At 74.4% G+C, this 20488-nt stretch carries 13 protein-coding genes and 1 riboswitch; of the genes, 6 read left to right on the top strand and 7 right to left on the bottom strand.

Annotated features, from left to right (window positions below; all coding sequences use genetic code 11):
- Positions 1–194: 194 nt before the first annotated feature.
- Positions 195–1454: a PP2C family protein-serine/threonine phosphatase gene (locus tag ESG85_RS10995; RefSeq protein WP_128978002.1), complete on the top strand. Its 1260-nt coding sequence runs from the start codon at positions 195–197 to the stop codon at positions 1452–1454.
- Positions 1455–1654: 200 nt separating this feature from the next.
- Positions 1655–1821, top strand: a riboswitch (cyclic di-AMP (ydaO/yuaA leader).
- An 11-nt stretch (positions 1822–1832) separates the two neighbouring features.
- Positions 1833–2921, top strand: a complete 1089-nt coding sequence (locus tag ESG85_RS10990) for a M23 family metallopeptidase (RefSeq protein ID WP_128978001.1) — start codon at positions 1833–1835, stop codon at positions 2919–2921.
- Positions 2922–3040: 119 nt separating this feature from the next.
- Here ESG85_RS10990 and ESG85_RS10985 read toward each other — a convergent pair whose 3' ends face one another.
- From ESG85_RS10985 to ESG85_RS10965, 4 genes are all read right to left on the bottom strand, one after another.
- Positions 3041–4336 (bottom strand): PrsW family intramembrane metalloprotease, encoded by a 1296-nt coding sequence (locus tag ESG85_RS10985; RefSeq protein ID WP_128978060.1) that lies wholly within the window; start codon positions 4334–4336, stop codon positions 3041–3043.
- Between the two features lie 460 nt (positions 4337–4796).
- Positions 4797–5516: a tRNA (guanosine(46)-N7)-methyltransferase TrmB gene (trmB, locus tag ESG85_RS10980; RefSeq protein WP_246094931.1), complete on the bottom strand. Its 720-nt coding sequence runs from the start codon at positions 5514–5516 to the stop codon at positions 4797–4799.
- A 237-nt stretch (positions 5517–5753) separates the two neighbouring features.
- Positions 5754–6953 carry an L-2-hydroxyglutarate oxidase gene (lhgO, locus tag ESG85_RS10970; protein WP_374050290.1) on the bottom strand — a complete coding sequence of 400 codons (1200 nt, stop codon included), beginning with the start codon at positions 6951–6953 and terminating at the stop codon, positions 5754–5756.
- Positions 6954–7050: 97 nt separating this feature from the next.
- A complete protein-coding gene (locus ESG85_RS10965; protein ID WP_128977997.1) occupies positions 7051–8700 on the bottom strand; it encodes an NsdA family TPR-like regulatory protein in 1650 nt (549 codons plus the stop codon).
- A 551-nt stretch (positions 8701–9251) separates the two neighbouring features.
- Between ESG85_RS10965 and ESG85_RS10960 the strand changes: the two genes are divergently transcribed.
- Positions 9252–11372 carry an asparagine synthase-related protein gene (locus ESG85_RS10960; protein ID WP_128977995.1) on the top strand — a complete coding sequence of 707 codons (2121 nt, stop codon included), beginning with the start codon at positions 9252–9254 and terminating at the stop codon, positions 11370–11372.
- Between the two features lie 124 nt (positions 11373–11496).
- On the opposite strand, the gene ESG85_RS10955 is transcribed toward ESG85_RS10960, so the two are convergent.
- On the bottom strand, positions 11497–13545 hold the full coding sequence (locus tag ESG85_RS10955; protein ID WP_128977993.1) for a sigma-70 family RNA polymerase sigma factor: 2049 nt from the start codon (positions 13543–13545) through the stop codon (positions 11497–11499).
- Positions 13546–13757: 212 nt separating this feature from the next.
- Positions 13758–14516, bottom strand: a complete 759-nt coding sequence (locus ESG85_RS10950; protein WP_246094929.1) for a TetR/AcrR family transcriptional regulator — start codon at positions 14514–14516, stop codon at positions 13758–13760.
- A gap of 353 nt (positions 14517–14869) precedes the next feature.
- Between ESG85_RS10950 and ESG85_RS10945 the strand changes: the two genes are divergently transcribed.
- Entirely contained in the window at positions 14870–16261 is a 1392-nt protein-coding gene (locus tag ESG85_RS10945; RefSeq protein ID WP_128977989.1) for an NAD(P)/FAD-dependent oxidoreductase, read from the top strand.
- 106 nt (positions 16262–16367) lie between these two features.
- Complete coding sequence (locus ESG85_RS10940; RefSeq protein ID WP_128977987.1) at positions 16368–18020, top strand: ATP-binding SpoIIE family protein phosphatase; 1653 nt, start codon at positions 16368–16370, stop codon at positions 18018–18020.
- 116 nt (positions 18021–18136) lie between these two features.
- Here the strand turns inward: ESG85_RS10940 and ESG85_RS10935 are convergent, their stop codons facing one another.
- Positions 18137–19414 carry an MFS transporter gene (locus tag ESG85_RS10935; RefSeq protein ID WP_128978056.1) on the bottom strand — a complete coding sequence of 426 codons (1278 nt, stop codon included), beginning with the start codon at positions 19412–19414 and terminating at the stop codon, positions 18137–18139.
- A 142-nt stretch (positions 19415–19556) separates the two neighbouring features.
- Here ESG85_RS10935 and ESG85_RS10930 point away from each other — a divergent pair, with 142 nt between their 5' ends.
- Positions 19557–20123 carry a MarR family winged helix-turn-helix transcriptional regulator gene (locus ESG85_RS10930; protein ID WP_128977985.1) on the top strand — a complete coding sequence of 189 codons (567 nt, stop codon included), beginning with the start codon at positions 19557–19559 and terminating at the stop codon, positions 20121–20123.
- The last annotated feature ends 365 nt before the right edge of the window (positions 20124–20488 follow it).

Here is a 20488-nt window from a genome sequence, read left to right as displayed (position 1 = left end):
TCGACGGGCCAGCTCCCCGTACGCCAACCGGCCGAGGAGGAGTCGCCGAGGGGTACGGGCCGGCGGCACCCTGGGGTGGGCGCGGTGCGGTCCACCGCCCTGGACGTACGGACGGACGGACCGTACGCACGGCCGTACGGGCACGCGGGCGGACGGACGGCCGACCGGCCTACCGACCGGGCAGGAGAGCACAGGTGCGGCGAGGAGCGGCGGCCGGCGGTGCCGGCGGTGCGGGACAGTACCGCGGGGCCCGGCGTTTCCTGCGGGCCCTGCCCCCGCTGCTGATCGCCGGCGGCGTGGCGTACGACCTGGCCACGCCGCCCGCCTACACGGCGGCCCCGATGTACGCGGCGGCGCCGCTGATCGCGGCACCGTTCTTCTCCACGCTGACGACGCTGCTCACGGGGCTCGCCGCGGTCCTCGCGAGCGTCGGCATGCAGCTCTACAACGGGACCGCCGACGGGATCCCGGCTCTCACGGAGGCGCTGACCGTCGTCACCGTCTCGGCGTTCGCCGTGCTGATCAACCGGGTGGCGCGGCGCAGCGGGGAGCGGCTCGCGTCCGCGCGGGTGATCGCCGAGACGGCGCAGAAGGCGGTGCTGCCCACGCCTCCCGAGCGGATCGGCGGGCTGCAGGTGGCGGCGCGGTACGAGGCGGCGCAGGCGGACGCGTTCATCGGCGGCGACCTGTTCGCGGTGCAGGACACCCCGTACGGGGTGCGGCTCGTGGTGGGCGACGTGCGGGGCAAGGGGCTCGACGCGGTCGAGGCGGTGGCGGTGGTCATCGGCGCGTTCCGGGAGGCGGCCGAGCAGGAGTCGACACTGGAGGGCGTGGCGGCGCGGCTGGAGCGGGCACTGGCCCGGGAGGCGGCGCGGCGCGCGGGTCTGGACGCGTTCGAGGGCTTCACGACGGCGGTGCTCGCCGAGATCCCGGGCGGTGACCGGGTCGTACGGGTGGTCAACCGGGGCCACCCCGAGCCGCTGCTGCTGCACGCGGACGGCGGTGTGCAGCCGCTGCGGTCGAGCGAGGCGGCGCTGCCGCTGGGCATGGGGGACCTGGGCGTGTGGCCGGACCGGGCGGACGTGACGCCGTATCCACGGGGCGCGACGCTGCTGTTCTACACGGACGGCCTGTCGGAGGCGCGGGACGCGGCGGGGGTGTTCTACGACCCGGGGGCGCGCCTCGCGGGGCGGATCTTCCCGGGGCCCGAGGAGATGCTCGACGCGCTGGTGGCGGACGTGCGCCGGCACACGGACGGGGGCGCGACCGACGACATGGCGCTGCTCGCGGTGTCCCGTCCGGCGGCGGGACAGCCGGAGCGGCGGCGGACGATGCCGGTGGTGCCGCCGGACGGGCCGGGGGATGGGCCCGCGGGCGGGGGCGCGGACGGGGGCGGTGCGCGGGGATCCCGGGGCCGCTCGCGGAGGCGTCGGGCGGGTCGTGACCGGTCGTAGTCGAAGGGTGTCCCTCCGATAACAATTGACGTAACGTCAGATCCCGGGTTTGCTCCTGACGTTTATCTGAGTGGGGGTCAAATCGGACCATGCCCCCTCAATTCAGCTAATGATCAAGGGGAACGGCTTGGAATCGGGAGGTCGTGTCTATTAACGTTCGATAACGCAGCGCGGTCGTCACAGCCGTCGCAAGAGACGGCACCGTGCGCGCGCCGAATCCCGCAAGGGAACCGGGGAACCACCACTTGGGGTGAATCGGGCCCCCACCGCACTCGTCCGACTCGTGCGACCTGTGCGGTACGGCCCGTAGGAGACCTTCCTGCTCCGAACCCGTCAGCTAACCCGGTAGGCGAGAAGGAAGGAAAGGAGAGCGCCTCCGTGGCGTCCAACACCCCGGCTCCGCAAGCCCCCTTCGACTACTTCGACGCCCCCGGACCGGCGGGCACCACGGGCGCGGACGGGGAGGAGTGGAACCCCACCGAGGACTCCCTGCGGGACCGGAACCGCTCCGGCGGACGCCACCGCGTCGTCAAGCAGCGCTCCAACTTCGCCCGTTCCTCCACCGTGCTCGGTGTCGGCGTGATCGCCGCCGTCGGCGCGGGCGGCCTGGCCACCGCCCAGCAGAAGCCGCCGGTCTCGATAGCGCTGCCGGACCTCGACCTGCCCGACGCCTCCGAACTGCCGGGCGTCGGCGACCTGATCGGCTCGGACGTCGACGCCAAGGGCACCGCGGACGCCGCCGGCAACAACGCCCAGCCGCTCACCGCGCTCACCTACACCACGCCCGCGGACGAGGGCGCCGGCACCGACGCGCCCGCCGAGACCAGGACGTCGACCGACGCGGGCGAGGCGCTGCGCGCCCGCATCCTCCAGCAGGCCGAGCAGCAGCAGGCCGCCGCCGACTCCGCGGCCAAGGAGGCGGCGGAGAAGGAAGCGGCCGAGACGGCGGCGGCGGAGGCCGCGGCCAAGGCCGAGGCGGCGGAGAAGGCGGCCGCCGAGGCGAAGCGGAAGGCCGAGGAGGAGGCCGCGGCGAAGGCCGAGGCCGAACGCCTCGCCAAGCTTGCCGCCGCCTACGCGCTGCCGACGTCCTCGTACACGATCACCTCGACCTACGGCCAGGCCGGCTCGATGTGGTCCTCCGGCTACCACACCGGCCTGGACTTCGCCGCTCCCACCGGCACCCCGGTCAAGGCCGTCCACGGCGGCACCGTGCAGTCCGCCGGCTGGTCCGGCGCGTACGGCTACCGCATCGTGCTGCAGCTGGAGGACGGCACCGAGATCTGGTACTGCCACCTCTCGTCGATGACCGTCGGCGTCGGCCAGACCGTCGGCACCGGCGAGACCATCGGCCGTGTCGGCGCCACCGGCAACGTGACCGGCCCGCACCTCCACCTCGAGGTGCACACCCCGTCCGGCGGCGGCATCGACCCGGCGGCCTGGCTGAACTCCAAGGGCCTGAGCGTCTGACCCACGGCCGGCCGGCCCTCACTCACCGCCTGATCCGCCGCGCGGACCGACGGGTCGGCGGGTCGGCGGACCGACGGGTCGGCGGGCCGGGCGGATCCGAACGGGACGCGCCGGCCGCGCTAGCCGCGGTACGGGTTGTAGCCGCCGTAGTCCAGGTACTGCGGCGGCACCCACACCCGGCCCGTCGCCCGGGCCGCGTACGTCAGCGCGGGCGAGGCCACCCGGCGGCGCTGCCACAGGTGGTGCAGCAGCTCCTGCTCGCGGGCCGCGAAGTCCGGCGCGACCTGCCCGCGCCGCGCCCGGTGGCGCAGGAACGCCAGGGTCGTCGCGAACGCCTCGTACTCGCCGACGGCCCGCGAGCCCGGCTTGCCGAAGGTCCGGGCCGCATAGCCGCGGGCCATCGAGCGGGCTCGCATCGAGGAGAGCGCGAGCGGTTCGTCGTGCGCCAGCCAGCCGGCCGTCGCGTAGGCCGGGAGCTCGCCGGATATCGTGCGCAGCTCCTTCTGCCGGCTCCATATCGCGAGCCAGGTGAGCAGTCCGAAGACCGGCACCATGAACATCCCGTAGACGAGGACGAACGCCAGCGGGTGGAAGGTCGCCGAGCCGTTCCACAGGGCGTGCAGGCCCATGGCGAGGAGCAGGCCGGCGGTCGGCAGCAGCCACAGCCGGGTGCGCCGGAACCGGGCGCCGGCCGGCAGCAGCGCGACGAAGCCCAGGCCGAGGCCGGTGAGCGACGTGAACAGCGGGTGCGCGAACGGGGACATGATGACCCGGGCGAAGAACGTGGCCACGGTGACCGAGCCGAGGCCTTCGGCGCCGAACTCCTGGTCCTCGCCGAAGGCGTGGCCCAGATAGAGGATGTTCTCGGTGAAGGCGAAGCCCGTGGCCGTGAATCCCGCGTAGACCAGACCGTCGACCGGCCCCGTGAAGGACCCGCGGCGGAAGAGGAAGAGCAGCAGGATCGCGGCGCCCTTGGCGGTCTCCTCCACGACGGGCGCGACGACGGTGGCGCCGAGGGACTCGGCGGAGCCGGGGTCGGCGGTGACGCTGCTGATCCACTTCACGGCGAAGGAATTGGCGAAGATCGCGATCAGGGTGGAGGCGAACGCGCCCCAGGCGAGCGCGAACAGCAGGTTCTTCCACGGAGCCGGCTCGACCCGGTCGAGCCAGCGGAACGCGGCCAGGAGCAGTGGCACCGGCAGCACGGCGAGGGCGAGGCCCACGAGGAAGCCCTCGGTGCCGGTCTCCTTGCGCACGATCGCCAGGATCGCGAGCGCGCAGATCGCGAGCGCGGCGATCACGACGCCGGCCCGGACCAGTCGGCTGCGCCAGAACGCCTTGCGCGGTTTGTAACGCCACTTGGACCGCTCCGGCACGGCACCGAAGTCCGGCTGGTCGCTCTCGAGCGCGGGCACGGGAGCGGCCGCGTGCAGGGGCGCGGGCCCGGCGGCGACCGGTTCCGCGACGGGGCCGGCGGCGACCGGTTCCGTGGCGGGGCCGGTGGCCGGTTCCGCGGCCGGTCCTGCGACCGGCCCGGCCGTGGGGACGACCGCCTGGGCGGGGTCCGCCGCCTGCGCGGGGACGACCGCCTGTGCGGGTGGGGAGCCGGGCTCGGTTGAGGGTTCGGCTCCGACAAGGGGATTCGACGACACGCAACGACCCTAACCACCGTCACCGACAGCGGCGAGGGAGTTCCGGACAGCCTGTGGAAAACTCGCCGGAACCCACCGGAATCCGCCGGGATCAACCGGGGCCGGACGGGACCAGCCGGGGCCGGACGGGACCTGTCGGGGCAGGACGGGGCCGGTCGGCGCCAGGGACCAGTCGGCGTCAGGGGCCGGTCGGACCACGGGCCGGCGGTGACCCGCCGGGGAGTCAGCGCCTGTGGAAAAGAAGGTCGTGGACCACGTGGCCCTTGTCCAGGCCCTGGCCCTCGAAGCGGGTCAGCGGCCGGAACGCGGGCCGGGGTGCGTAACCGCCGTCGGCCTGACTGTTCTCGAAGTCGGGGTGCGCGTTCAGCACCTCCAGCATCTGTTCCGCGTACGGCTCCCAGTCCGTGGCGCAGTGCAGCAGGCCGCCCTTCTCCAGCCGGGGCGCGAGCAGGCTCAGGAACTCGGGCTGGATCAGCCGCCGCTTGTGGTGGCGCTTCTTGGGCCAGGGGTCAGGGAAGTAGACGCGGCAGCCGGCGAGCGACTCCGGCGGGAGCATCTCGCGCAGCAGGATGATCGCGTCGCCGTTGGCGACCCGGACGTTGGTGAGTCCGTTGCGGTCGGCCAGCCCGAGCAGATTGCCCTGGCCCGGTGTGTGGACGTCGACGGCGAGGATGCCGGTGCCGGGGTCGGCGGCGGCCATCTGCGCGGTGGCCTCGCCCATGCCGAAGCCGATCTCCATGACGACCGGCAGCCCGCCGAACATCTCGTCCAGGTCGAGCACCCGCGTGCCGTCGATGTCGAGGCCCCAGTCGGGCCACCGCTTCAGCATGGCCTCGGCCTGCCCGGCGGTGACGCGGCTGCGACGCGGCTGGAAGCTGCGGATCCGCCGCTCGAAGTGGGCGCCCGCCGGATCCGGCGAGGGTCCCTCGCCCGGCGCGAACATCCGGCTGCCGCGCCGCGCGACGGGCCGGTCGTCCGAGGCGACAGCGCCGCCGGCGGTGCTGTCGGCGCCGCGGCCGTCGGTGCCGGGGCCGGCGAGGCCGTCGGGGCCGTCGGGGAGGGGGTGCGGGGTGTTCTCAGGCTGCTCAGACACAATGCCCCGATTCTACGGCGCGGGGCACGGCGGTCGGCGGGGCGCGGCGCCCGGGCGGGGGCCGAGGGCCTTCGGCCGGCCGCACGGCTACAGCAGCGCCAAAGCCCGGCCCGCGACCTCACGTCCGATCGGGAGGGAGGCCGTCGCCGCCGGTGACGGCGCGTTCAGGACGTGCACCGTCCGCACCGACTCGCGGATCAGGAAGTCGTCGACCAGCGTGCCGTCCCTGAGCACCGCCTGCGCCCGCACGCCCGGAGCCGCGCGCCGCAGGTCGCGCTCCTCCACGAGCGGCAGCATGCGCCGTACGGCCTCGGTGAAGGCCCGCTTCGACAGCGAGCGGTGCAGCTCGCCCGCTCCGTAGCGCCAGTGGGCGCGGGCGATGGCCCAGCTGCCGGGCCAGGCGAGGGTGCCGGCGAGCTCGCGCGGGCGCACGACCGACCAGCCGTAGCCCTCGCGGGCGAGCGCCGGGACCGCGTTCGGCCCGACGTGGACGCCGCCGTCGATGCCGCGGGTGAGGTGGACGCCGAGGAACGGGAAGGCCGGGTCGGGCACCGGATAGACCAGGCCGCGCACCAGCGAGGGGTCGGCCAGCTCGTAGTACTCCCCACGGAACGGGACGATCCGCATCTCCGGGTCGTCGCCCGCGAGCCGGGCGACCCGGTCGCAGTGCAACCCCGCGCAGTTCACCAGGACCCGGCCGCGCACCACGCGCCCGGCGGCCGTGCGCACGGCGACGCCCCAGGGCCGCCGGTCGATCGTCGTCACCGCGGAGCCGTACAGGATCCGCGCCCCGGACGCGTCGGCGAGCCGGGCCGCCACCGCGCCGTAGTCGACGATCCCGGTCGAGCCCACGTGGATCGCGGCCAGGCCGCGCACCCGGGGCTCGTACTCGCTGATCTGCGCCGGGCCGAGCTCGCGCACCGGGATCCCGTTCTCCCGGCCGCGCTGCACGAGCGCGTGCAGCCGGGGCAGCTCCTCGCGCCCGGTGGCGACGATCAGCTTGCCGGTGACCTCGTGGGGGATGCCGTACTCGGCGCAGAACTTGACCATCTCGGCCGCGCCCTCGACCGCGAAGCGGGCCTTGAGCGAGCCGGGCCGGTAGTAGATACCGCTGTGGATCACTCCGCTGTTCCGCCCGGTCTGGTGGCGCGCCGGGGCGTGCTCCTTCTCCAGGACCGTGACCCGGGTGCCCGGCGCGGCGCGCGTGATCGCGTACGCGGTCGACAGACCGACGATCCCGCCGCCGATCACGAGCACGTCACAGTCGTAGCGGTCCGACACGGACACCAGCGCCACCTCCCACCCCTGATAGTGCACTGGCCCACTGACATCCCGGCTAAACCGACCGCACCATGGGACGAGTGTCACGCCGTACCGAGCCGTCTCACGCCGGGGCCACGAGCAGCGGGCGGGCCCGTTCGCGCAGCTCGATGACCCGGGGCTCGTCGCCGTACGGCTCCAGGCGGTGCAGCAGGTCCCGTACGTACTCGGTGGTCCGGGCGGAGGAGATCCGTCCGGCGACCTCCACCGCGCGCGTGCCGGCGGCGCAGGCCGCGTCCAGGTTGCCGGACTCCAGCTCGGCCACGGCCGACACGACGAGCCGCAGCCCGTGGGAGCGGACGTACTCCTCCGTGGGCCGGGACAGCGCCTGCTCGGTGAAGCGGCGCACCTGCCGGGGCAGTTTCAGGTCGCGGTAGCACTCGGCGGCGTCGGCACAGAACCGGTCGTACGAGTAGAAGCCGAGCCAGGACGGGTCGGGGTCGCCCTCGCGGGAGCGCTCGAGCCAGCCCTCGGCCGCCTTGAGCGCGGCGGCGGCGGCCGTCCCGTCGCCCGCCTTGGCGTGCGCCCGGGCCTCGACGAGCCGGAAGAAGGACATGGTGCGGGCGGTGGCGAGGCCCCGGTTGCGTTCGAGGGCGGCCTGGGCGAGGTCGACGCCCTCGTCGGCGAAGCCCCGGTAGGTCGCCTGGAGCGACATGGAGGCGAGGACGTAGCCGCCCAGGGGCACGTCGGCGGCGGCGCGGGCGAGCCGCAGTGCCTGGATGTAGTAGCGCTGGGCGGCCTCCTGCTGGCCGGTATCGAAGGCCATCCAGCCGGCCAGCCGGGTCAGTTCGGCGGTCGCGCCGAACAGGGCGCGGCCGACCTCGTCGGAGTACGAGCCGAGCAGCAGCGGCGCGGCGTCGACCCTTAAGCACTCGGGGACCATGGAGGAACGCCAGTCGCCGCCGCCGTACTTGGAGTCCCAGCGGCGGGCGTCCTCGGCGGCCTCGCGCAGCTTGGCCACGTCGCTGTGCCCCACGCGCGCGTGCTCGACGATCTCGGCGGCGGGGCCCGCGGCGACTGCCGCGGTCACGGCGGTCACGGCGGTCACGGCGCTTCCGGCGCCTGAGGCGCCGGCGGGAGCTGCGGGGCCTGCGGAGTCCGAGACGCCCGCGGCACCCGCGGCACCTCCGGGGCCCGAAGCGGCTGCCGGACCCGCCGGACCCGCTGGACCTGCCGGACCCGTGGCACCCGCCCCCGTGAAGCCCGGCGGACCCGCCGTGCCCGTGCCGCCCCCGCCCGGCACCCGACGTTCCACCGACGGGTCGGCCGGCGTGATCAGCCAGCGGGAGGCCGGGGTCGCGTAGGCGCTGACGGAGAAGGAGCCGGCGAGCGACTGCCATATGCCGCCGCCCCGCCGTCCGGCGAGATCGAGCCGGTAGAGGTCGGTCGCGGCGCGGACCGCCTCTCCCACGTCGCGCGGGAAGGCGAGACCCACCTCGGGCGCGGGGTCGGCGTCGGCGAGCCCGATCTCGTGCAGCGGCACCGGCCGGCCGAGCTTCTGGCCGATGGCGGCGGCGATCAGATGCGGTGCGGCGCCCTGCGGCACCATGCCCTTGGACACCCACCGGGCCACCGACGTCTTGTCGTAACGAAGCGTCAGTCCCCGTTGGGCACCGAGGTCGTTGACGCGCCGGGCGAGCCCGGCGTTGCTGATTCCCGCGAGGGCGAGAACCGTGCCGAGCTTTTCGTTCGGCCCGCGTTGCTCCCTGGACATGACGCCACCCCTCGACACGACACCCAGACGGCCGCCGCACGCCGGGCACAACGCCGGGCATAGGCGTGCGGCATTCGTAAGCACAGCGTAGTTCGCCGGATCCTGACCGTTAAGGGGTGGTGTTCCGTATGGCGAGATTGTTGTGGGATGGAATGAGTGACCCCCCGGGGTCCGCTTCCCGTGCTCCGGCCGTGTGGCCGTGCGCCCGGCCGTGCGCTCTCGCCGGGGCGGTGCGGGAACGGTTCCATGAGTGCTGCGTGGGTCGGCCCACTTGGCCGAGGACCGATGTCCCGGAAGGGTGGGCTGGGGGACACCGTCGCCCCATTCCCCGCGGGCGGCGGACGGCTCCGGGAGGCGAACGCCTCCCGGGCTGCCGAGGAAAACCCCGTTCCGCCGGGCAGTTGAGAATGGCCGAAACGTGATGGTTCGGCGGGACTTTCGACTGGCCCATGCCAGGGGCGCATTCGCGTTGTCGCGAAGCCTCCCGTGACACCTCCCGCGCGCCGTTGTCATGGCAGCATGTCCTCCACTCGACCTTTGTGGAGGCGGCGATGCGGTGGCTGGTGGGCTGGAGCAGTGTCGCCGCGCGCTTCGGCGCCCCCCACACGGCGGCGCCCGGCTCGGCCGGCGCCGTGGGCGACCCCGCCGAAGGGCGCACGGTGCATCCGGTGGGCGCGCAACTCCTGTGGGGCGACCCCGATCCGCTGTGGGCGGTCGGCGACTGGCGGCCCGACGAGGTGCGCCTGATCGACGTGGACCCGCAGACCCGGCTCGCCGTGCTCGGCTGCTGCGCCGCGAGCGACGAGGAACTGCGACGCGGCCTGCTGACCGCGCGCGGGGGCGCACTGCGGCATCTGACCGCGTGGCCGGGCAGCTACACCGCCGTCGTGAAGGCCGGCCGCCGCATCACCGTGACCGGTGACCTCGCGGGCGCCCGGCCGGTGTTCCACACCCCGTGGGCGGGCGGCACGGCCTACGGCACCGCCGCCCTGCCGCTCGCCGACCTCACCGAGGCCCAGCTCGACATCGGGCACCTGGCGGCGCTCCTCGCCTGTCCGGAGACGCCCGAGGCGCTGCGGGACTCCACGCCGTACGAGGGAGTGCGCCGGGTGCCGCCCGGGCACGCGCTGATCCTGCGCGAGGGCTCCCGCGAGATCGCCGGCTACGAGGCGGTCGCCTCGCTCGCCGTGGCGGCGCCCGAGGCGGATCCGCGGCAGGCCGTGGAGGCCGTACGGGACGCGCTGGTCGAGGCGGTACGGGCCCGGCTCACCGCGCCCCGGCACGCGCCCGAGGTGCCGCTGCCCGACCCGGGGCCGGTGCCCGGCATGGGGCCCGCCGACCGGCGCGCGGCCCGGGGCGCCGCCCCTGCGCCCGGGATCGGCGCGGACCTGTCGGGCGGCAGCGCATCCGGCACCCTGGCGCTGCTCGCGGCCGGACTGCCCGGGGTGCCGGGCACGATCCTCGGCCACGGCACGGGGGCCGGCGAGCGGCTCCTCGCCGTCACCTTCAACGACCTGACCGGTCCCGGCAGCCAGGAGGAACTGGCCCGGGCCCGTGAGATCGCCGCGAACCCGCGGCTGCACCACGTGGTCGTCGCCGCCGGCGAGGAGGCACTGCCGTACGCGGAACTCGACGGGCCGCTGACCGACGAACCGGGCCCGTCTCTGGTGGCGGCCGAGCGCCACCGCCGACGGCTCGCCGGCGGCAGCGCCGACCACTTCACCGGCTTCGGCGCCCGCCAGGTCCTCGACGCGCATCCGGCGCGCCTCGCCGACCTGCTGATGGACCGCCGGCGCCGCTTCCTGGTGCGCCCGGTGACCGCGCTCGCGAAGGCCACCGGGCCCTCGGCCGGCGCCCTCCTCGTGCCCCTCCAGGTGTACCGGGCGGCGCGCCGGCTGGCCCGTACGCCGTACCGCACGGGTCTGGAGGCGGCCGCCACCCGCGTCCTGGAGGCCAACCGGGCGCCCGCCGGGTCCTACGGGCCCCTGGAGGCCTCGCTCGCGGCGCTCGCCTGGTCCCGGCCGGGGCCCGCGGCGCGCTGGCTGACGGGTGAGGCGCTGGCCGAAGTATCGGTTCGCCTGAACCGGGCGGCGACCCTGCCGACCTCCGTCCAGCGGCCGGGCGAGGCACGCGCGCGTGCCGCCCTCGCCCGCGCGGCAGCCGACCACCGGGTCCTGGAGCAGGCCGCGGAGATCCGCAGCCAGCGTCTGCACGCCCCGTTCCTCGACAACCAGGTCGTACGGGCCTGCCGCGAGCTGCCCGAGTCGCTGCGGGTCCAGCCCGACGCCCGCGCGAACGTCCTGCGGACCGTCCTCGCGGGCTCCGGCATCCACGACCTCCCGGAGGGCTGGGGCGCCCCGCACCCGGCGGTCCCGGCCGCCGCCACGCGCGCGGGGCTGCGCACGGCCCTGCCCGAACTGACGGCGCTGTTCGACGCCCCGCTGCTCGCCGACGCGGGCCTGATCGAGGCCCGGGTGGTCCGCCGCGCCCTGCGCGCCGCCGCCGACGGCGACCGCGTCCCGCTCGACGGCCTCGCCGACCTGGTCTCCACCGAACTCTGGCTCCGCCGCCTCCTCGCCCGCCGCGGCTCCTGCTGGACGGGCACGGCCGCCCCGCGGCACCGCGCGGTCCCGGGCCCCCTGATCCCGACGGCCCGGTCCCTGCCGGCCTGACGGCCCGCCCCGGTCACACCACCGACCCGGGCCCCGCGTCCGCCCGCTTCCCCGGCCTGCTGTGGCCGGGCGACGGGGAGACGGGCGTCTCGCTGATCTCCGCGCGAGCCCTCCGCGGGGCGGGTCAGGAGCAGGTGATCCGGGAGTCCGCCCAGTCGGCGACCGCGGCCGTGCCGAACGGCGTGTGCTCCTCGACCACCAGGCGGAGCGTGCGGCGGCCGCCGAGGTCGACATGGACGGGGACCGGTGCGTCGCCGCGGCGCATCACCGGTGAACGCCACAGCCGTTCACCGTCGCCGTAGACGGAGAAGCGGACGCCGCCCGGCCCGATCGGCACGGTGATGTCGTCGACGCCGACGAGCGCGTCGTATCCGGTGCACTGCCGGTTGAGGTCGATGAGCAGCGAGGACGGGGCGTACACGGTCACGCCGTGGGCGTAGCGGGTGCCGCCCATGGTCAGGCCGGAGCGCTGCCACATCCAGCTGCTCTGCGCGAGGTTCACCTCCGGCCCGGTGCCGTCTCCGAACACGCCGTACTGCAGCCGGTTGACCTGGTAGACGGCGGGCCCGGGCGTCGGCGTCGGGGACGGCTTCGGCGGGGTGGGCCGGGGAGGCGGAGGAGTGACCTTCGGCTTCGGGGTGGGCTTCGGGCTCGGCGCCGCGCTCCTCGTGGGAGTGGGCGTGGGGCTCGGCGACGGCGGTGGGGCCTGTACGGGCGGAGGCGTCGGCTTCGGGGTGGGCTTCGGGCTCGGCTTCGGTGCGGGCGGCGGCGTCTCGACGGGGGCGACCGCCGGCGGAGTGGCGGCGGGCTGGGCGACCGGCTGGGGCTCGGAGCCGGTCAGCGCCCACACCAGGCCTGCGGTCGCGGCGACGGCGGCGACCGCCGCGAGGCCCGCCTTGGCGGGAATGCCGAGGCCCTCGGCAGCGGCGGCGGACGAGGCTCCGGCGGTCGTGCCGCCGGTCGTCCCCGTGGCGGCCGCCGCGGCCCCGGCCGCGCCCGCCCCGGCCACGCCGCCTGCGGCGATGCCGGCGGCCTTGAGCGCGTACCCGGCGGCGAACCAGCCGATGACGGCGACCGGCAGCAGCGCCGGGATCCCGGCGTTCACATGCGCCAGTTCCCCGGCGGCGAGCCGGCACTTGGCGCACTCGTCGAGGTGCTTGCGCAGCCCCCGCTCGGCCCGCATCCGCAGCCCGCCGCGCGCGAACGCGCCGAGCCGGTCGGCATAGCGGGCGCAGTCGCCGCCCGCGGTGAGCGACTGGCTCACATGGGCCTGCAGATAGGCCTGCTTGAGGCCTTCGCGGGCACGGCTGGCGAGCACGGCGGTCGCGTTCGCGGTCAGCCCGAACAGCGGGGCGACCTCGCTCGGGGACTCCTCCTCGACCGTGGTGTGCCACAGCACGGCCTGCCAGCGCTCGGGCAGTGAACGGAACGCCTGCATGGCGAGGGACTGCTCGGCCTCGTGCATGGCGAGGACGTCGGCACCCAGGTCGAGGCCGGCGCCGAAGGTCGCGCTCTGGTCGGAGGACTCGGCGGCCCGGGCGGCTTCCTCGGCGAACACCGCGAAGTCCTCGACCAGATGCTCGCGCTTCTGCGTCCTGATCCAGGTCGCGGCGACCCGACGGACCGACGTCAGCAGATACGCCCGCACGGCCTGCTCGGGCCCGGCCCCGCGCCGCACCGCCTGCAGCGTGCGGGCGAACACCTCGGCCGTCAGGTCGTCGGCGGTGTCCGCGTCCCGGCAGCAGCTGCGGGCGTAGCGGCGGACGGCGGCGGAGTGCCGGCGGAACAGCTCCTCGTACGCGCCGTCGTCACCCTCCCGCATCCGCTGCACCAGCTCGGCGTCGGACGGCGGCAGATCGAGCGGCGGCGGCAGGACGGAACCGGCATCGGCGGCGTCCGCGGCATGCTGCGGCCCCCACCCGCCCCCGTCGCGCTGCTGCGGCACGCCGGCCTCGGCGAGCCCGGCACCGCCGACGGCCTCGACACCGTCGGCCCCACCGGGAGCGGCACCGTCACCGGGAGCGGCACCGTCACCGGGAGCCGACGCGGGAGCCGGATACGAGGCCGGGTCCACGCCCAACACGCCCTGGCTCGGGACCTGTCCGGCGGGCAGGCCGCCGGACTCCGCGGTGCCGGCGGCGGCCGGCGTCTCGTCCCGACTGTCACCGCTCATCGCGGAAGCCCCCGTAGTGCACGCTCGGACCCGAACACCGGCCAAGCCTGCCACAGAGCGCGGGCATGCCGAACCCTCGCGTCCACTTACCACTCGTCCGGGGCGACTTCCCGTCTCCGGGCGTAACCGCTCAACCGTTCGTGTCATGCTCGGCCGTCCGTCCGGACCACTCCGGCCGGACCACCGAGAACCGCGCGTCCCTCAGCGGCGCACTACCGCGAGCGCAGCCCCTCCAGAAGGATGTCCAGGAGCCGGGCCGACGCCGCCGCCTGCTGGGCCGCGTCCGGCAGCGCCGGCGCGGCCGTGGCTATCACCAGCAGCACGTCGGCCACCGTGACGTCGGTGCGCAGCTCGCCCGCCTCCCGCGCCCGGTCCACCAGCCTGCCCACGACCTCCAGGAGCTCCGCGGCCCCCGCGTCGTCCTGCTCCGCCGCCGGCACCGCGCGCGGCCCGACCACCCGCTGACCGTCCTGCTCCCCGAATCCCACGGAACCGCCGGGCCCCGCCGGGACGGACGCCCGCTGGTGCGGCACCCGCGCCGCCTCGTCCGGCGCACCGGACGGCAGCACCACGTCGTCGACACCGACCCGCAGCACCTGCGGCGGCAGCAGCCGGCCGGCGCCCGAGGCGACCGACGTGCGCAGGAACCGGGACAGCGCCGACCACGGCTCGTCCTCCTGGCCGAGGGCCGTGCGCGCCTGCTCCGTGAGCCGCGCCGTCTCCTCCTCGGCTATGCGCCGCACCAGCACGTCCTTGCTGGGGAAGCGGCGGTAGACCGTGCCGACGCCGACCCGGGCGCGGCGGGCCACGTCCTCCATCGGCGCCCCGTACCCGAGCTCGCCGAACACCTCGCGCGCCGCCCGCAGCACATGCTCCAGGTTCCGCTGCGCGTCCACGCGCAGCGGCGCGGAACGCCCGTTCGCGACCGGCTGCGCCGTGCGGATCTGGCCGTACGAATCCTGAACCTGCATAAGCGTTCCCCCGCTCATGATGTCTCCCCCCGGAGACTCCCCGCCCTGACACGGGGGTCCGAACCTGCCGCGCTTCCGGTCCGCGCACGACGATCGGGCTCCCCGATGAAGTACGAACATAGTTGAGTCGGGGTCAATTCAGAAGGGGCAGTTCCGTACGGTGCGCCCCCCGATCGGAGCAAGGACCCGGACCCTCCCGATTCCGGCCCCGTACCGCCCCCGGCACGCCCACCCTGACCTGCGGACTTCCCCGCGCACCGGGCCCAATCGCCACCCCGCGCCTCCGTACCCCTCCGGTCACACAATTTGCCGGGCCTGTGGACAAACCCCGGACGGCGTTGCGTCATGGGACAGTGACCGAACCTGTGCGCATCCTCGTCGTCGGCGGCGGCTACGTCGGTATGTACACCGCGCTGCGCCTGCAGCGGCAGCTCAAGGCCGAGCTGCGCGACCGCACGGCCGAGATCACGGTGGTCACCCCAGAGCCGTACATGACGTACCAGCCGTTCCTGCCCGAGGCCGCGGCCGGCTCCATCTCGCCGCGCCACGTCGTCGTCCCGCTCCGACGGGTCCTCGACCGCTGCCGCATCGTCATCGGCGAGGTCCACTCCCTCGACCACGCCAAACGGACCGCGACCCTCTCCACCCTCGCCACGGAGGAGGAGGGCACCGGCCACGTCCGGCTCGCCTACGACGAGCTCGTCATCGCACCCGGCTCGGTCTCCCGCACCCTCCCGGTCCCCGGCCTCGCCGACCACGCCATCGGCTTCAAGACCGTCGAGGAGGCCATCGGCCTGCGCAACCACGTCATCGAGCAGATGGACATCGCGTCCTCCACCCGCGACCCGGCCATCCGCGACGCCGCCCTCACCTTCGTCTTCGTCGGCGGCGGCTACGCGGGCGTCGAGGCCCTCGCCGAACTCGAGGACATGGCCCGCTACACCGCGCGGTACTACCACAACCTCAAGCCCGAGGACCTGCGCTGGGTCCTCGTCGAGGCCACCGACCGGATCCTGCCCGAGGTCGGCGAGGAGATGGGCCGCTACGCCATCCGCGAGCTGCGCGGACGGAACATCGACGTCCGCCTCGGCACCCGCCTCGAGTCCTGCGAGAACCGCGTCGCCGTGCTCAGCGACGGCACCCGGCTGCCCACCCGCACCGTCGTGTGGACCGCCGGCGTCCGACCCGCGCCGCTCGTCGCCGCCACCGGTCTGCCCCGCGACGAACGCGGCCGGATCGTCTGCACCGCGCGGCTCACCGTCGACGGGGTCGACCACGCCTGGGCCGCCGGCGACGCCGCCGCCGTCCCCGACGTGACCGCAGGCGAACCCGGCACCACCTGCGCCCCCAACGCCCAGCACGCCGTCCGCCAGACCAAGGTGCTCGCCGAGAACATCGCCGCCTCCCTGCGCGGACAGCCGCTGAAGGACTACGCGCACTCCTACGCCGGATCCGTCGCGTCCCTCGGCCTCCACAAGGGCGTCGCCCACGTCTACGGCCGCAAACTCAAGGGCTATCCGGCCTGGTTCATGCACCGCGCCTACCACCTCAGCCGGGTCCCCACGTTCAACCGCAAGGCCCGCGTCCTGGCCGAATGGACCCTGTCCGGCCTGTTCAAACGCGAGATCGTCTCCCTCGGCTCCCTCGAACACCCACGTGCGGAGTTCGAACTCGCCGCCGCCCCACCACCCGCGCCGAAGGACCCGTCCCCTCCCGACGGAACCCCGGGCGAGCCCGCGGGCTGACTTCACTGTCAGTGCACCCGGCCACACTGGACGTGTGACCATAGGTGGGCTCACACCTGCACAGAGTGACTCTGCACGGCAACGACACCACGAGGCATACAGATCCGTGAACTTCACCCGTTGGAGCGCCCGGCTCCCCGGTACGCAGCGCCGCGCGGCGGCCCGCGGGACCGAGGGCTCCGTGCCCGCGGCCCGCGGTGAGTACGGGCCCCGGCCGGACCAGCCCGCCGACGCGGCCGGAGCGCCCGCCGATGCCGCCGAGGGCCCCACCCTCGAGGACTTCACCGTGCGGGAGATCGTCGGCCGCCTCCCCGGCCTGGTCGCGCTCGTGCACGGCCCGGAGCACCGCATCGCCTACGTCAACGACGCGTACGCCGCCGCGTTCGGCCCCCGCACCACCGGGGCCACCGTCGCCGACAGCTGCCCCGAGGCGGAGGAGCTCGGCCTGCTCCCGCTCCTCGACCAGGTGCTCCGCAGCGGCAAGCCACGCACCGTGAAGTCCCGCCGCACCCAGGACGGCGGCTCCTACACCGTCACCTGCCTGCCCGTGGACAGCCCGCACCTCGCCGACGGCGGCGTCCTCGTCCACGCCGCCGACGTCACCGACCACGCCGAGGCCGCCGAACGGCTCCGCGCCAGCGAGCGCCGCCACCGCGAGACCGCCGTCACCCTCCAGCGCTCCCTGCTCCCGCAGGAGCTGGAGCAGCCCGACGACCTGCGCATCGCCGCCACCTACCAGCCCGGCGGCACCGACGCCGCCGTCGGCGGAGACTGGTACGACGTCATCACCCTCGGCGCCGGCCGCACCGCCCTCGTCATCGGCGACGTCATGGGCCGCGGCGTGCGCGCCGCAGCCGTCATGGGCCAGCTGCGCACCGCCGTCCGCGCCTACGCGCGCCTCGACCTGCCGCCGCACGAGGTGCTCCAGCTGCTCGACGGCCTCGCCGCCGAGATCGACGCCAGCCAGATCGCCACCTGCGTCTACGCGGTCCACGACCCCAACGAGGGCCGGCTCGTCTACGCCTCCGCGGGCCACCTCCCGATCCTCGTACGGGACGAGGACGGCACCGTCCGCCGCGCCGCCGACCCCACAGGACCGCCGCTCGGCACCGGAGGCTGGCTCCACACCTCCGGCAGCATCGCCCTGCCGCCCGGCTCCACCGCCGTCCTCTACACCGACGGCCTCGTCGAGCGGCGCCGCGAGGACATCGACGAGGGCGTCAGCGCCCTGGAGCGCGCCCTCGCCGGAGCCACCGGGACCCCGCAGGTCGTCTGCGACCGGCTGCTCCGCTCCCTCGGCGTCACCGCCGAGCACGACGACGACGTGGCCGTCCTCGTCGTCCAGCACCCCGCCCGCAAGGGAGCCGACGCCGAGCTCTTCCACAACGCGGCCCTGGAGCTCCTCGGCGGCGTCGAAGCCGCGCCACGCGCGCGTGCCTTCGCCTCCGGCGTCCTCGCCAGCTGGCGCTTCCCGGTCGAGCTGCGCGACCTGGGCGTCCTCGCGACCAGTGAGCTGGTGGGCAACTCCCTCCAGCACGGCACCCCGCCCATGCGGCTGCGGCTGCGCCGCACCGACCGCCGGCTGATCATCGAGGTCACGGACGGGGACGACCACCTCCCGCGCCGCCGCCGCGCCGAGTCGGAGGACGAGGCCGGCCGAGGAATCTCGATCATCGCGACGATCGCTTCGTCCTGGGGGAGCCGCCGCACTCCCGGCGGCGGCAAAGCGGTGTGGTGCGAGTTCGCCCTGCCGGACTGAGCCGCGCCGGACTGAGCCGCGCCAGGTTCGTACGGCCCTGTCGTACCGCGTGCCTGACGCGAAACGGGCCCGCTGGGGAAGCGGGCCCGTACGGGGGCAGGAGGAGCGGGCGGGGGTCAGGCGGCGGCGGGCTCCTTCGCGGGCTGGTGCTGAGCCACCACCCGCGAGGCCTTCACAGCGAGCGCCGGCTGGTTCTGCACCGGCGTGAGCCGCCTGCCGAGCCGGACCGCCAGGAACGTGATGCCCAGCGAGAACAGCACGAAGGTCACGATGTACGGCCCGTGCAGCGAGGCGCCCATCGGCCCGCCGACCGCCGGACCCACCGCGAGGGCCAGCTGCTTCACCAGGGCGAAGGCCGAGTTGTACGTGCCGACCATCGACTCCGGCGCCAGGTCGGCCACCAGCGGCGCGACCGTCGGCGACAGCATCGCCTCGCCGAGACCGAACAGGGCGTACGTGGAGACGAACGCCGCCGTCGCCATCGCCTGGCTGCCGTGGCCGAGGCCCGCGTATCCGGCGCACAGCCAGGCCACGGTCCAGATCAGACCCACCGCGGCGATGACCCGGGTCCGCTTGCGGCGCTCGACGAACTTCAGCACCAGGAACTGCGCGGCCACGATCACCGCGGTGTTCGCGGCCAGGGCGACGCCGAGCGTCGACGGGGCGATCCCGGCGGCCTCCGTTCCGTACGCGGCGAGGCCCGACTCGAACTGGCCGTAGCAGGCGAAGAACAGCACGAAGCCCAGCACGCACAGCTGCACCATCGCCTTGTGCCGGAGCAGCGCCCGCACGCCGCCGCCGTTGCCGCCGGCCGGCCGGGCACCCGGCAGGACCGCGGACCCGGGCATCCGCACGGTGAGCACGATGCCCGCGAGGACCAGGAACATCGCCGACTGGACCGAGAACAGCAGCAGGAAGCTGCCGGGCCGGCTCACGTCGACCAGCTGGCCGCCGATCAGACCGCCGACACCGAGTCCCAGGTTCTGCAGGAAGAACTGCCAGGCGAAGGAGCGCGTACGGGTCGTCGGCGTCGAGGACCAGACGATCATCGTCGCGAGCGCCGGCTGCATCACTGCCGTACCGGCACCGAGCAGCGCCGCGGAGCCGACCGCCGCGGGCACGGAGGAGGCGACGCCCATCCCGAGCGAGCCGAGCGCGGCCAGCAGCGAGGCCGCCAGCAGCACGGGAACCGGCCCGCGCCGGTCGATGGCGCGTCCGCTGAAGGGCAGGACCAGGAGTGCGGCCATGGCGAAGACGGCCAGCACGACACCCGCGGTACCGGCGCCCAGATCCCGCACCTGAGCGACGTACACATAGAGGTACGGCACCGTGAAGCCGAGCCCGAACGCGCTCAGCGCGCTGCCTGCCTGAATCCGGCGCATCGCGGCGCCCATCGCCTTGGTCACACTCACCCACTTCGGTCGCGGGTTCAGTGCTGTAGCCCTGAACCCTGAAGACTTCGATCCTAAAGTTCGATGCTTAAAGATACACATGGAAGGACTTCAACGCCAACGAGCCGCGTGGGATACTCGCCGCATGTCCGACACCCCCGAGCCGTCCGGCCCTCAGGCCTCCCAGGAGCCGAGCCTCGACGAGCAGATCGCCGCCTACCAGCGCGAGTTCCGCGACCTCGACCCCCAGGTCGAGAAGGTGGTCTCCGCCCTGGGCCGGCTGAACCGCCGGATGAACGTGGCGTACGGCCGCCAGGTCGCCGACCTCGGCATCAGCAACGCCGAGTGGGAGGTCCTGAAGACCCTGGTCCTCTCGGGCGCCCCGTACCGCCTGGGCCCCGGCGAGCTCGCGAAGCGCCTCGGCCTCACGCCGGCCGCCATGACCCACCGCATCGACCGCATGGCCGGCGAGGGCCTGGTCACGCGCGACCGCGACGAGAACAACCGGGTGCGCGTGATCGTCGAGCTGACGGACGAGGGCCGCCAGAAGTGGCTGGAGGCCATGCGCATGGCGACGGCCTTCGAGGAGGAGCTCCTCCAGGACCTCTCCGCGGAGGAGCGCGGCAGCCTGGGCGAGATGCTGATCCGCCTGCTCCGCCGCGTGGAGCTGACCCAGCCGGACGCCGGCGGTCGCCTGACGGACCTGGACTGAAGCCGACCGGCAGGCGCCTCCCAGGGGGCCCTTGACACGCCCCTCGGGGATGCGTAGTGTTCTCCGAGTTGTCACGGAGCCGGAACGGTTCTTCGACAGCCATCCCGCCGCAGTAGCGGCACCTCAACTCCGCACGATCTCCCTACCGGGACGAATTTCGGCATGCCGAAATTCATTTCGATTGGCTCGATTATGAGCCGCCGGGGAAATCCGCTAGAGTTTGAGACGTCGGAACGGCCCAACAGCCGGGAAGGCAACCCCCTCTGACAGGGAATCAGACCCCGAAAGGATCTGATAGAGTCGGAAACGCCGGAAGGGCCCGGAGCGAAAGCGAAAGGGACCGGAAAGCACCGAGGAAATCGGAT

Origin of the sequence: Streptomyces roseicoloratus (assembly GCF_004117935.1) — a bacterium.
GTDB lineage: Bacteria > Actinomycetota > Actinomycetes > Streptomycetales > Streptomycetaceae > Streptomyces > Streptomyces roseicoloratus.
This window is presented reverse-complemented; position numbering and strand designations above follow the sequence as displayed.

What these genes read in the sequence shown, in the direction of transcription:
- ESG85_RS10935 (WP_128978056.1), bottom strand. Translation starts at nt 19,414, where the DNA reads ATGGGCGCCGCGATGCGCCGGATTCAGGCAGGCAGCGCGCTGAGCGCG.
- ESG85_RS10930 (WP_128977985.1), top strand. Translation starts at nt 19,557, where the DNA reads ATGTCCGACACCCCCGAGCCGTCCGGCCCTCAGGCCTCCCAGGAGCCG.
- ESG85_RS10960 (WP_128977995.1), top strand. Translation starts at nt 9,252, where the DNA reads ATGCGGTGGCTGGTGGGCTGGAGCAGTGTCGCCGCGCGCTTCGGCGCC.
- ESG85_RS10955 (WP_128977993.1), bottom strand. Translation starts at nt 13,545, where the DNA reads ATGAGCGGTGACAGTCGGGACGAGACGCCGGCCGCCGCCGGCACCGCG.
- ESG85_RS10965 (WP_128977997.1), bottom strand. Translation starts at nt 8,700, where the DNA reads ATGTCCAGGGAGCAACGCGGGCCGAACGAAAAGCTCGGCACGGTTCTC.
- trmB (WP_246094931.1), bottom strand. Translation starts at nt 5,516, where the DNA reads ATGTTCGCGCCGGGCGAGGGACCCTCGCCGGATCCGGCGGGCGCCCAC.
- ESG85_RS10950 (WP_246094929.1), bottom strand. Translation starts at nt 14,516, where the DNA reads ATGCAGGTTCAGGATTCGTACGGCCAGATCCGCACGGCGCAGCCGGTC.